The organism is Corynebacterium sp. ACRQK (genome assembly GCF_022345965.1).
Lineage (GTDB): Bacteria > Actinomycetota > Actinomycetes > Mycobacteriales > Mycobacteriaceae > Corynebacterium.
Map to the genome: position 1 here is coordinate 1 of NZ_JAKRMU010000009.1, position 12,320 is coordinate 12,320.

A 12,320-nucleotide genomic window follows, 5' to 3' on the forward strand; every position below is an offset into this window, starting at 1 on the left:
CAAAGGTTGGTCAACAAAGTATCTAAACTTGGTTCATCACGCTATTGAGTTCTCAAACAACCTACGCACACAACAAACACACCACACAATCGGTGGCAGCCACGTTGCGACGGATTACGAGCGTAAAGCAACCGTGAAGATAAAGCAAATTCCCGGTAAACAACCCGCTGCACTCGCACACACACGAACTGTTTTTACAGCTTTAAAATGATTGGCCAGACGCTTATGACTACCAGCGTTCCGAGAGTCTATAACCCGCGGTGCTGTGTCGCGCTGACTTGGATTAATGTACACACACCCCACACCAAACACAAACCCGCAGGCCAAAAGGCTTTTCTGCAGGGTATGAAATCACACTAAAGTGCACATGCACCCGTCTACAGGGTTTTAACACTGCACAGACTCAGCCTTTAGCGCTTCACGCGCTCCACTTCTGCACCCAGTGAGCACAGCTGTTCCGGGAACTCCGGGTAGCCACGGTCAATGTGGTAGACGTCGTGCACTTCGGTCTTCCCGTCCGCCACCAGGCCGGCCAGCACTAGTCCCGCACCCGCGCGAATGTCTGAGCTCCACACCGGCGCAGAAGAAAGCTGCTCCCTACCCCGGATAACCACGTGGTGGCCGTCAATGCTGGCGTCCGCCCCCAAGCGCATCATCTCGTCGACAAACCGGAAGCGGGACTCAAAGATGTTCTCCGTGATCACGCTCATGCCTTCGCTCACAGTGCACAGCGCAATCGCCATCGGCTGCAGATCAGTCGGGAATCCGGGGAAAGGTAATGTTTGGTAGTCCACCGCCTTGGGGCGTTCGTGCTGCACTACCCTAAAGCCGGTCGGGTACGTCTCAACCTGGGCGCCAACAAGCTTTAGCTTCTCCAAAACCAGGTGCAAGTGCTGTGGATCGATACCTCCGACCGTGATGTCCCCTCGCGTCATTACTGCGGCATACGCCCAGGTGCCAGCGACAATTCGGTCGCCAACGACTTCGTGGTCCACCGGGTTTAGTCGCTTCACCCCCTCGACGGTGATGGTGTTGGAACCGGCGCCGCTGATCTTCGCGCCCATCGCTACCAGCATGTCGCACAGGTCTACGATCTCCGGTTCGCGCGCCGCATTGTCCAGTGTGGTGGTGCCCTCAGCCAACACCGCAGCGGTCAGAATGTTCTCTGTTGCGCCCACCGAGGGGAAGTCCAGCTTAATCTGCGCGCCATGGAGCTCTTCTGTCTCGGCGACCAGGCAACCGTGTTCGATCTTGGTGGTTGCACCCAGGAGCTCTAGGCCGGATTGGTGCATATCAAGGGGGCGGGAACCGATGGCGTCACCACCAGGAAGAGCAACCCGCGCCTTGAGGCACCGCGAGGTCAATGGCCCCAGCACCGCGACGGATGCACGGAACTGGCGCACGGCCTCAAAGTCCGCGTTGTACTCGATGTGCTCGGGAGTCGTGATGCGCACGACGTCGCCATCGAGCTCCACCTCACAGCCCAGGCCGCGCAGAACCTCAGCCATATAGGGCACGTCGGCGATTTCGGGGCAATTGGTCAACGTGGTGGTCCCAGGCGCCAAAAGCGCTGCTGACATGAGCTTAAGCACGCTGTTCTTGGCGCCGGACACCTTGATGGCGCCCTGCAGCCTGGTTCCACCTGTCACTACGAAGCTGTCTTTCACGCCCCCCAGCCTATAAAAAAATCGCCCCGCGCAAAGCGGAGCGATTGTTCAAAGCAATATCAGGGCTGAATCAGGGCAATGCGCCGATACGTCGAGCGGCGTTGACCGCCTCGTAACGGGTGTGTGCCCCGAGCTTACGCATCACGGAGCGCAGGTAGCTCTTCACGGTCTCCGCGCCGATACCCATCTCGGCTGCGGCCTCTACGTTCGTATGCCCCAGGGCCACGCAGGCCAACACGTCGAGCTCGCGCGCTGAAAGCTTGGTGGTCTGCTTCACACGCACTGGAGAAACCATCTGGTCGCACAGAGCTTCAATGTCGCGACGCAGGTCTTCGTCCTCCACGCGATTGGCCAGCATGCGCAGCTTGCTGTGCGTGGCGCGCACTTGCTCCCATTCCGCACCGGACATCGACCGGACTTGCTTGTTTGCAGCCGCCCCTGCCGCTGCACCGCGTCCAGCGTCGTTTGCGCGCAGCGCCTCGTTGACAGCAATCTCCTGTTCCAGGCAGCGGGCAGTCATGGTGACCTCTTCGAGCACCTTATCGCCCATGCGGGCACGCGAGTGGACGCCTGCGTAGAGCACTCCCCTGACTTCCCGCTTCACAATCACAGGCACGGCAACGACGGAGTGCAACCCTTCGTCACGGATGTGCCGATCGAAGTCGTGGCTGATGGCCTTTGCCCGGGTGTAATCGGAAACACCCACGGGGCGGCGGGTGGTCACCACGCGCCCACCAACTCCCGCACCCGGGGCAATCTCAAGGTTGTGCAGCGCTGGGGTGCGTAGACCCACCCACTTGGAGATCCGCAACTTTCCGTCCGCCGAGCTCGTGGCGTACATAGTCACCGGAATGCCGGTCGCGTTCTTTAGAGAATTCAGCGCAGAAATGATGACGTCGTCGTCATCGCGTTGCCGCTGCTGGTCCACCTGGTTCACTCCTCAAACTTGACCTGTGGCGCCCGCCCCGAAGGGCTAGGACGTCGTGTGAGAGGGAGTATAGTTCACCCCCTTGTTACCCCCAAAACTGCCCCCATGCTTTTGTTGCAAGAAGGGAAGGGCGCGCGCACGACCTTATCGGGGCTAATCGAACAGAGTTTCTCAGGAAAAGTTAAGCGCTACCTAGGTTTATTATGCGAGCCAAGCTGTTGTCCACTGTCTTATCAGCAGCCTTCAAAAGATGCTTTTCCAGCCTTCCGGCAATCAGCGGCACCGACACATCTGCGATCAGAATCGCCTCTACTGCGGTCTCCGCCGCCCCTTCTGCTGCGAACTCCCCAGCGCCCCCAGTGACGGGTGCGTAGATGAAGTGAGTATCCATCGTCCCCATCTTCATTGGCAGATCCATCTCGGCCTTTACCTCGAACGCGCCGGTTTCATCCGGAGGCGAAACGTAGGTCTCTTGGTATGCGATGGGCGCCTCACCGTCTTTGGCGAGTTCTTTTAGCTCTTTTTGTGACGCCCTCACGCCAACCCGCGCCCATACCCGACCATCTGGCAGAACCTCCCGCTCGGCCTCGATGATCTGGGATTCCGTTTGTTCCACCATCCCTTCGTCCGTCAGCAGGAACGCCTCGCTGGAGACGACCTCATAGACATCATGAATGGACAGGTCAATAGTGCGGTTGACTTGCTTCGAATGCGACATATCCGCAATTGTGCCAGGAATGGCGCCCGGTGGTGCGACTAGCGGTGCTGCCACTCCGGCTTGCGCTTCTCCACGAAGGCCGTCATGCCTTCCTTCTGATCCGCGGTGTCGAAGAGTCGCCAGAACTGCTGACGCTCCGCCTCCACGCCCTCTTCCAGGGTGGTGCGGTAGGCCTCGTCCACCATCTCGGTGGCGGCAGCCGTTGCGACGTGGGACATGCTTGCAACCTTTGCCGCTACCTTCTGCACCTCGTCAGCGAAGCCCTCCGCCGGAAGCACGCGGGAAACTAGACCACTGCGCTCAGCCTCTTCGGCATCCATCATGCGACCGGTGAGGATCAAATCCATGGCCTTGTACTTGCCCACTGCGCGGGTCAGGCGCTGGGTGCCGCCCATGCCGGGGATGATGCCCAGGGTGATCTCCGGCTGGCCGAACTTTGCGGTCTCGCTAGCCAGCAGAATGTCGCCGAGCATCGCTAGCTCGCAACCGCCGCCCAGGGCGAAGCCGGATACGGCGGTAATCAGCGGGGTCTTCAGCTGCGCTAGCTTCTCCCAGTCGCCAAACAGGCGCTTTTCCGCCACCTCGGGGTAGGTTTCATCCTTCATTTCCTTGATATCCGCGCCAGCGGCGAATGCCTTCTCACTGCCAGTAATAACGATGGCGCCGATCTGCGGATCCGCGTCCAGAGACTCCGCTGCCGGAACAATTTCAGACAGCACGGCACTGTTCAGCGCGTTGAGGGCCTTCGGGCGGTCCAGGGTGATAGTCGCGACGGCGCCGTTGACGGCCACCTGGATGTTTTCATAAGTCTGGTTTTCGGTAGTCATGCTTGCCATTGAACCAAATCCCCTGCTGCGGTGCCTGAGAATTTGGTCAAGATCGGAGCGTAGGGGCGTCAAAAAAATTATGAAGCACTTACGAACGCACAGGTCAAGCAACCTAGGTCAAGGAACAGTGGTGTCGAGCGGACGAAAAGTGTAGACTACCCAGTATAGACCGATCAGTCTAGAACGAAAGGATCGCCCCCATGGCGAGGATTTACAACAACATCACCGACCTCATCGGCGGAACTCCGCTAGTTAAGCTGGGCGCATACAGCGAAGGGCTGAAGGCCAACGTCCTGCTGAAGCTGGAAGCTTTTAACCCGGCTAACTCCGTGAAGGACCGCATCGGTAAGGCCATCATCGAGGCGGCTGAGAAGGACGGCACCCTGAAGCCGGGCGGCACCATCGTCGAGGCAACCTCCGGAAACACCGGTATCGCACTGTCCATGGTCGGCGCCGCTAAGGGCTACAAGGTCATCCTGACCATGCCGGAAACCATGTCCAACGAGCGCCGTATCATGCTGCGCGCTCTGGGCGCAGAGCTAGTTCTGACCCCGGGCTCCGCCGGCATGCAGGGCGCAGTCGACAAGGCCAACGAGATCGTCGAGAACACCGACAACGCTATCCTGGCTCGCCAGTTCGCCAACCCGGCAAACCCGGAGGTCCACTACAACACTACCGGCCCGGAGATCTGGGAAGACACCGACGGTGAAGTAGACATCTTCGTTGCTGGCGTGGGCACCGGCGGCACCATCTCCGGTGCGGCTAAGTACCTGAAGGAGAAGAACGACAAGATCGAGATCGTCGGTGTGGAGCCGGCGGACTCCCCGCTGCTGACCGAGGGCCGCTTCGGCCCGCACAAAATCCAGGGCCTGGGCACCAACTTCTTCCCGGAGATCCTGAACAAGGACATCCTGGACCGCGTGGTGGACGCTCCGCTGGAGAACGCAACTAAGACCGCCCGCGAGCTGGCCGTCTCCGAAGGCATCCTCTCCGGCATCTCCTCCGGTGCAGCCGTGTGGGCAGCTGTGCAGGAAGCACAGAAGGACGAGAACGAGGGCAAGACCATCGTCGTCATCGTTCCCGACTTCGGCGAACGCTACGTCTCCACCCTGCTGTTCGACGACCTGCGCGACTAGTTTCGCCCTGGCAGCCACCCGCAACCTAGTGACGGCTGGCTAACGGCTAGTAGCTGCAGGCAAGTAGGCGCTACCGCCTTTCCACCCCAGCGGTGGAATAGGGGGCAGCGCCTTCTCGTTATAGTGGCTGCGAAAGCTTTAAGCCGATCCCCACCCAACCGAAAGACCACACCGTTGAGCATTCTTGGACGCATCCGCGAAGACCTGGCTAATGCCCGCGAGCACGACCCAGCAGCACGCGGAGACGTAGAAAACGCCATTGTGTACTCCGGCCTGCACGCCATCTGGGCGCACCGCGTATCCCACGCACTGTGGAAGCGGGGGCACCGGGGCATCGCCCGCATTATTAGCCAAGCCGCTCGCGGTTTCACCGGCATCGAAATCCACCCTGGCGCCACCATCGGCCGTAGGTTCTTTATCGACCACGGCATGGGTGTAGTCATCGGCGAAACCGCGGAGATCGGCGATGACGTCATGCTCTACCACGGCGTGACGCTCGGCGGCTCCGAACTGGTGCAGCGCAAGCGCCACCCCACCATCGGCAACGGCGTGATGATCGGCGCAGGCGCGAAGGTGCTGGGCCCCATCACTATCGGCGAGGGCTCCGCGATCGGCGCCAACGCGGTAGTGACCAAGGACGCTCCCCCGAACTCCATCCTGACGGGCATCCCGGCGAAGATTCGCCCCCGCAAGCCCAACCAGAACACTCCGCTCGTCGACGCCGTAAAGTGGGTCGACGATATGCAGAACAACATCTAGGCGCGCCCCGCAGCGCGCCCAGTGCGATTGCGCGCACCACGCGCAGCCGACTAGGCCAGCAGCTCCTTAAAGTCCGGGTTCTTCTCCACGAAGGCCTCGACAGCGGAGCAGCTGGCCTTAATCTTTAGCCCCTCCTCCTTGGTCTCCAGCAAAGCCTCGCTAATCAGCGGCTTGGATAGCCCCTGCCCTCGGAACTCCGGATCCACCACGGTGTGATTGAAGTCGCGGACGTTGCCCTCCTGGGAATACTCAGCGAAGCCAGCCTCCTGGTCATCCATGTAAATGACGAAGCGGCTCTGCTCTTGATCGTGAACGACGCTCTTGGTGCCTGACATAGTGCTGGGACTCCCTTCCCTATTTGCTCTTCTTATCCTCTAGTAGCTGTGCTAACTTCTAGCCCCCAGTGTACGTACGGCAAAACCCCGGTAGCATTCCGCTACCGGGGTTAAATGTGGCCAGAGCCGGGATCGAACCGGCGACCTTTCACTTTTCAGGCGAACGCTCTACCAACTGAGCTATCTGGCCTTCGTTGCCCGACCGCTTCCGATTCGAACATCGAAGCGACCCTGACGGGACTTGAACCCGCGACCTCCGCCGTGACAGGGCGGCGCGCTAACCAACTGCGCCACAGGGCCAATCTTGCCTGCGCAACTAAATAAAACGACCAGACCACAACTTGTCTAAGCCGTCCGTTGCACGAGAATAGACTCTACACAGTCTCAAAGTTCTTAAGCAAATCAGCTGTACAAACGCCATTTCCGGCAAGCTTTCGCGTCACTGTTGAAGTGTTCAACACACAAGCTGGGGGCATCACAAAGAAAACAAAAAGAAAAGAACCCCCCGGCGCGAAAAGCACCGGAAAGGCTCTCTATTAGGTCTTTTATGGCGACCCTGACGGGACTTGAACCCGCGACCTCCGCCGTGACAGGGCGGCGCGCTAACCAACTGCGCCACAGGGCCGTACTCCCAACGGGATTCGAACCCGTGTTACCGCCGTGAAAGGGCGGGGTCCTAGGCCTCTAGACGATGGGAGCTCTACAAAGTAAGCCAGCAAGAAACTCTAGCTTTCCTTAGCAGCTTGAACAGTTTAAACCAGGGGCGAGCAGCAGAACAAATCGCCCGGTGAGGTGGGCAAAGTCAGCCACTAACCCCGCTTTGGAACACGTGTTAGTCCGCAGCCGTCGGGTAGTCCGTGTAGCCGCGCTCGCCACCCATATAGAACGTGTCCTGATCTGGCTCGTTCAGCGCCAGACCCTCCTGCCACCGGCGCACCAAGTCCGGGTTAGCGATCAGCTGGCGCCCCACCACCACGGCATCCACGTAATCCAATGCCAGCTCGCGCTGCGCGTCCTCCTTCGTGGTGACGGTGCCGAACCCGTCGTTCATCAGAACCTTGGTCACACCGTTGGCGCGGGCCTTATTCGCCAAGGTCGCAATTAGCTCGCCTTCCGGCTGTGCGTGCAGGAAAGACACGTAGGCAAGGTTCACAGGGGCAAGAGCATCCAGCAGGCCACCGTACGTGGCCAGCATGTCCTCCTCGTCGTCTTCGATGACTCCCTGTACGTTGTGGCCCGGCGAAAAACGCACTCCCACGCGGTCCGCGCCGATTTCCTCTACTATCGCGCGAATCACCATCTCCGGCAGGCGCCAGCGGTTCTCGGGGCTGCCACCAAATTCATCCTCTCGCTGGTTGGCAGATGGTGCCAAGAACTCGTGCAGCAAGTATCCGTTGGCGTTATGCACCTCCACACCATCGACACCTGCGTCAATGGCTCGGCGTGCAGCCCTGCGGAATTCCTCGACGATGCGCGGGAGCTCGTCAACCTCCAACGCCCGTGGAACCGGGGCATCCATCTTGCCGGCAAAGCCACGAACCTGGCCGTCCCAGCCCAATGCGCTGGGCGCTTCCGCCTGCGCTCCGTCGATGAGATCAGGGTGGCTAGTGCGACCACCGTGCATGATCTGCATGAAAAGCACACCGCCGGCATCGTGCACTGCGTTGGCTACGCCCTTCCAGCCGGCCGCCTGCTCCTCATTTGCGATACCTGCCTGGCCCGGAAATGCACGGTTCGTCCACGCAGGAAAGGTCCCCTCCGTAACAACCAATCCGGCGCTAGCACGCTGGGAATAGTACTTCGTGTGCAGCTCGTTCGGCACAGCACTGTGGCCCGCCCGCTGGCGGGTCAACGCTGCCATGGTGACACGGTTGTTCAAGGTAAAACGGCCAAGTTCCAATGGGGTAAACAAAGTTGTCATGCCAGCTCCAACAACCTTCGGTACCGCTTTGTTCCATCCTCGTTTCGCCCTATCAACGGAAAAACCCCGCCGCAGTGCACCATGGAAATCACCATAAACGCGCTGCAGCGGAGTGGTTAAAGCTGTGGGCCCTGCGGGGCTCGAACCCGCGACCTGCGGATTAAAAGTCCGTAGCTCTACCAACTGAGCTAAAGGCCCAACGGGAGCATTCTATCTAATGCTTCTACGAAGCAGAAAATTGCCCCCTAGCGCCAGCCCCTAGCCCTTCATGGAACCCTTCTCCGCCAGGTTGATGTGGAAACTGAAGGCGGATTTCAGGTCGTGCGGAGTCTGCAGGTAATTCCCTGCTGCGCAGGCACGCTCGTAGTACTCCTCCAGCAGCGGTCGGTAGTCCGGGTGCGCAACGGAGATGATCTTCGGCACGCGATCGCGCGGTGCCAGGCCACGCAGGTCGGCGTAGCCGTGCTCCGTGATGATCACCATCACGTCGTGCTCCGTGTGGTCGACGTGGGAGGCGAAGGGCACGATGGCGGAAATGTCGCCGTCCTTGGCCGTAGACGGGGAGATGAAGGTGGACAGGAAGGCGTTGCGCGTGAAGTCGCCGGAGCCGCCGATGCCGTTCATGATGCGCGAGCCAGACACGTTCGTGGAGTTCACGTTTCCGTAGATGTCACAGCCGATCATGCCGTTGGAGGCGATCAAGCCGGTACGGCGGATGACCTCCGGGTGGTTGGAGATCTGCTGCGGGCGCAAGACGATGTGCTCGCGATAGCGTTTCGCCTCATCGTTCATCTTCTTTGCGTACTCCGGGGAAAGCGCGAAGGAGGTTGCGGAGGCGACGGTCATCTTGCCGTTGTCGATGAGGTCCAGCATGCCGTCCTGGATCACCTCAGTGTAGGCCTGGATGTTCTCGAACTTGGAGTCCAGCAGACCCGCCATCACGGCATTCGGCACGTTACCCACGCCGGACTGCATGACGTAGCCGTCGTAGGTCAGGCGACCGGCCTCAACCTCGCCCTCGAGGAGGTCCAGGAAGTGCCCGGCAATCTTCTCGGAGATCTCGTCGGTCGGCTTGAAAGGCGCGTTACGGTCCTCGGCGTTGGTCTTCACCACGGCCACAACCTTGTTCTGGTCGACCGGAATGTACGGCGTGCCGATGCGATCGCCGGGGCGGTTGATCGGGATCGGGGTGCGTTTCGGCAGATCCTGGATCTTGTAGATGTCGTGCATGCCCTCCAGGTCGAGGGACTGCCACTCGTTGACCTCGATAATGACCTTGCGGGCGGAGTTGAGGTACTCCACGTTGTTGCCGACTGCCGAGGAGGGGATGATGTTGCCCGCCTCGTCGATGCGTACGGCTTCCACGACAGCTACGTCCAGCTGCCCGAAGAAGCCTTCCTCAACCTGCTGGCCGAGGTGGGAGAGGTGGATGTCCTGGTACTTGATTTCGCCCGCGTTGATCTTCTTACGCATCACCGGATCGGAGGCGTAGGGGGTGCGGTATCGCACCGCATCCGCTTCCGCCAGCACACCGTCACAGTCAGGCGCGGTAGAAGCGCCGGTAAAGAGGTCAATCTGGAAGTCTTCCCCGCGACCATGCAGTTCCTTAGCCTTCTCGGCGATGGCGGTCGGCAGCGCCTTGGGGTAGCCCGCGCCCGTGAAGCCGGACATGCCGATCTTGTCGCCATGGTTGATGAACTGCGCCGCCTCGTCGGCGGACATGACCTTGGACCTGTAGAACTCGTTGGCGATGCGCTCAGACATCGGTTCCTCCTCCATTACTGTGTAGCGGTTTCTCCGCTTCATTTCCTCAGCCTACATAAATGTGACGTAGCTCGCCCTCACCCTTCAGCCTATTGTTGAACAATCTTTGTTGCTAGTTTGGCTTCTTTTTGGACGCCCTTTGGTATTCTGTCTACCCCGGTGTGACAATGGTGCCCGTGACTACATCGACCACAACCCCCGCCTCCACCACGCCGCAAGATTCAACCGTCCAGGCCGGCTCGACCGGCGGAGCCCCCTCGGCGAACCAGCAGTTCCAAGGACTGCAGATCGGCAAGATGCAGCTCGACTCCCCCGTCGTGCTCGCCCCGATGGCAGGCGTAACCAACGTGGCCTTCCGCAGCCTGTGCCGCGAACAGGAGCGTGAACGCATGGGTTCCGTCGCCGGACTTTACGTCTGCGAAATGGTGACGGCTCGCGCGCTGGTCGAACGCAATCCGAAAACCTTACACATGACGACCTTCGCGCCAGACGAGGATCCCCGCAGCCTGCAGCTGTACACCACCGACCCGGAGTACACCTACAAGGCGGCGAAGATGATCGTCGACGAGAACCTCGCCGACCACATCGACATGAATTTCGGCTGCCCCGTGCCCAAGGTCACCCGCCGCGGCGGCGGCTCCGCCCTGCCTTACAAGCGCAGGCTCTTCGGAAATATCGTGGCCGCCGCAGTCAAGGCCACGGAAGGCACGGACATTCCCGTGACCGTGAAGATGCGCGTGGGTATCGACGACCAGCACCACACGCACCTGGATGCCGGTCGCATCGCCGTGGAGGAGGGTGCGGCCGCCGTGGCTCTGCATGGCCGTACCGCGGCACAGCGCTACTCCGGCCACGCGGATTGGAACGAGATCACGCGCCTCAAGCATCACCTGGCCCACACCGGAATCCCCGTGCTGGGCAACGGCGACATCTTCAAGGCCACTGACGCCCGCGCCATGATGGAGCAGACCGGCTGCGACGGCGTAGTCGTAGGCCGGGGTTGCCTGGGCCGCCCGTGGATCTTCGCGGAGCTCTCCGCCGAGCTACGCGGCCTGCCGGTCCCCAGTGAACCCACCCTGGGCGAGGTAGCGCGCATCATTCTGCGCCACGCGGAACTGCTGGCCGCCCACGACGGTGAGCAAAAGGCCTGCCGCGACTTACGCAAGCACATGACATGGTACCTGCGCGGCTTCCCCGCCGGCGGGGAACTACGCCGGAGCCTGTCCCGGGTAAGCAGCCTGGACGAGCTGAAGTCTGCACTCGCCGACGTGTGGGACTCCCCCGCCCTGGCCGAGGACGCCGACGGCGCCCGCGGCCGCCAGGGATCCCCGGCGAAGGTGGCCCTTCCGGAGGGGTGGCTGGACGACCCGGAGGACGAGACTGTCCCCGACGGGGCAGATATCGAAAACAGTGGCGGTTAACAGTTTTCGGGTCTATGGGTTTTTCGGGGCTATACGCGGGGGCTAAACCTCAGCGCCACCGAGCTCCAGAGACTATAGTTTTTTCACATGCGTAGGGTGTACCGAAACCAACTCCGAGAATTTAAGCACGACATTTCGCTGATGGCGGATTTCGTGCGCACTGCGCTCAATTCCGCTACCCGTTCTCTGCTAGAAACCGACCTGGACCTTACCGAGAAGGTCCTAAGCAGCGTGGATACACTCGAGGATCTGCGAGAAACAGCAGTCAAGGATGCCTTCCGGCTGCTAGCGCTGGAGGCGCCCGTAGCGCGGGACTTGCGCATCGTCGTTGCGGGCCAGCACATTGTCGAGGATTTCACCCGCATGGGCGCGCTTGCGGTGCATGTGGCAAAGGTGGCGCGGCGGCGTCACCCAGAAAACGCTGTCCCTGCGACCGCCCGCCCATATATCGAAGAGATGGCTCGGCAGTGCGACAACTCGGCGGCGAAGATCCAGACCCTGCTGCGCGAGCTCGACGTAAACACTGCCCTCGAGCTCGTCGAAGACGACGATGCGGTCGATGACATCCACCGCCACATCTTCCAGCTCACCACCCAGCGCGAATGGCCACACACCGTGCGCGAGGCCGTGGACGTCACGCTGCTGTCACGCTACCTCGAGCGCTACTCTGACCACGCCGTGGAGATCGCCAACCGAATCGTCTTCATCATTACTGGCCTCACGCCGGACGAGTACCACCGAAAGCAGGAGGACGAAGAGCTGCAGCAGCGGTTCCGCGAGCAGTTCGACGAGAGGCGCTACCGCTACGACACGAACCTGGACTACTAGCCAGGATTATTAACCA

12 protein-coding genes and 5 tRNA genes are annotated in these 12,320 nt (G+C 60.7%); 5 read left to right on the forward strand and 12 right to left on the reverse strand.

Annotation, left to right across the window (positions count from 1 at the left end):
- On the forward strand, positions 1 to 211 hold a 211-nt coding region (locus tag MHX63_RS09300; RefSeq protein ID WP_239388375.1), incomplete at its 5' end, for a hypothetical protein.
- 199 nt (positions 212 to 410) lie between these two features.
- On the opposite strand, the gene murA is transcribed toward MHX63_RS09300, so the two are convergent.
- The 4 genes from murA to MHX63_RS09320 form a co-directional block, all read right to left on the reverse strand.
- Positions 411 to 1,667 carry a UDP-N-acetylglucosamine 1-carboxyvinyltransferase gene (gene murA, locus MHX63_RS09305; protein ID WP_239388377.1) on the reverse strand — a complete coding sequence of 419 codons (1,257 nt, stop codon included), beginning with the start codon at positions 1,665 to 1,667 and terminating at the stop codon, positions 411 to 413.
- A gap of 70 nt (positions 1,668 to 1,737) precedes the next feature.
- The gene (gene ramA, locus MHX63_RS09310) at positions 1,738 to 2,595 is read right to left on the reverse strand and encodes an acetate metabolism transcriptional regulator RamA (protein WP_239388505.1); all 858 of its coding nucleotides are present in this window, start codon (positions 2,593 to 2,595) and stop codon (positions 1,738 to 1,740) included.
- A gap of 181 nt (positions 2,596 to 2,776) precedes the next feature.
- Positions 2,777 to 3,313 (reverse strand): DUF2505 family protein, encoded by a 537-nt coding sequence (locus tag MHX63_RS09315; protein ID WP_239388379.1) that lies wholly within the window; start codon positions 3,311 to 3,313, stop codon positions 2,777 to 2,779.
- Positions 3,314 to 3,351: 38 nt separating this feature from the next.
- Positions 3,352 to 4,149 (reverse strand): enoyl-CoA hydratase-related protein, encoded by a 798-nt coding sequence (locus MHX63_RS09320; protein WP_370644090.1) that lies wholly within the window; start codon positions 4,147 to 4,149, stop codon positions 3,352 to 3,354.
- Between the two features lie 191 nt (positions 4,150 to 4,340).
- Between MHX63_RS09320 and cysK the strand changes: the two genes are divergently transcribed.
- Both cysK and epsC read left to right on the forward strand, forming a co-directional pair.
- Positions 4,341 to 5,276 carry a cysteine synthase A gene (gene cysK / locus MHX63_RS09325; RefSeq protein ID WP_239388383.1) on the forward strand — a complete coding sequence of 312 codons (936 nt, stop codon included), beginning with the start codon at positions 4,341 to 4,343 and terminating at the stop codon, positions 5,274 to 5,276.
- 174 nt (positions 5,277 to 5,450) lie between these two features.
- Positions 5,451 to 6,035: a serine O-acetyltransferase EpsC gene (gene epsC, locus MHX63_RS09330; RefSeq protein ID WP_239388385.1), complete on the forward strand. Its 585-nt coding sequence runs from the start codon at positions 5,451 to 5,453 to the stop codon at positions 6,033 to 6,035.
- 50 nt (positions 6,036 to 6,085) lie between these two features.
- On the opposite strand, the gene MHX63_RS09335 is transcribed toward epsC, so the two are convergent.
- The 8 genes from MHX63_RS09335 to MHX63_RS09370 form a co-directional block, all read right to left on the reverse strand.
- Positions 6,086 to 6,370 carry a GNAT family N-acetyltransferase gene (locus MHX63_RS09335; protein ID WP_239388387.1) on the reverse strand — a complete coding sequence of 95 codons (285 nt, stop codon included), beginning with the start codon at positions 6,368 to 6,370 and terminating at the stop codon, positions 6,086 to 6,088.
- Positions 6,371 to 6,487: 117 nt separating this feature from the next.
- A tRNA-Phe gene (locus MHX63_RS09340) sits at positions 6,488 to 6,560 on the reverse strand.
- Between the two features lie 36 nt (positions 6,561 to 6,596).
- Positions 6,597 to 6,670: transfer RNA gene (locus MHX63_RS09345), tRNA-Asp, on the reverse strand.
- A 248-nt stretch (positions 6,671 to 6,918) separates the two neighbouring features.
- Positions 6,919 to 6,995 (reverse strand) — tRNA-Asp (locus MHX63_RS09350).
- A gap of 1 nt (position 6,996) precedes the next feature.
- Positions 6,997 to 7,069 (reverse strand) — tRNA-Glu (locus tag MHX63_RS09355).
- A gap of 133 nt (positions 7,070 to 7,202) precedes the next feature.
- A complete protein-coding gene (locus MHX63_RS09360; protein ID WP_239388389.1) occupies positions 7,203 to 8,291 on the reverse strand; it encodes an alkene reductase in 1,089 nt (362 codons plus the stop codon).
- A gap of 125 nt (positions 8,292 to 8,416) precedes the next feature.
- Positions 8,417 to 8,489, reverse strand: a tRNA-Lys gene (locus MHX63_RS09365).
- Positions 8,490 to 8,549: 60 nt separating this feature from the next.
- Positions 8,550 to 10,055: an acetyl-CoA hydrolase/transferase family protein gene (locus tag MHX63_RS09370; protein WP_239388391.1), complete on the reverse strand. Its 1,506-nt coding sequence runs from the start codon at positions 10,053 to 10,055 to the stop codon at positions 8,550 to 8,552.
- 296 nt (positions 10,056 to 10,351) lie between these two features.
- Here MHX63_RS09370 and dusB point away from each other — a divergent pair, with 296 nt between their 5' ends.
- Together dusB and phoU are read left to right on the forward strand one after the other, a co-directional pair.
- A complete protein-coding gene (dusB, locus tag MHX63_RS09375; protein ID WP_239388507.1) occupies positions 10,352 to 11,476 on the forward strand; it encodes a tRNA dihydrouridine synthase DusB in 1,125 nt (374 codons plus the stop codon).
- 87 nt (positions 11,477 to 11,563) lie between these two features.
- The gene (gene phoU / locus MHX63_RS09380; RefSeq protein ID WP_239388393.1) at positions 11,564 to 12,304 is read left to right on the forward strand and encodes a phosphate signaling complex protein PhoU; all 741 of its coding nucleotides are present in this window, start codon (positions 11,564 to 11,566) and stop codon (positions 12,302 to 12,304) included.
- Positions 12,305 to 12,320 lie beyond the last annotated feature (16 nt).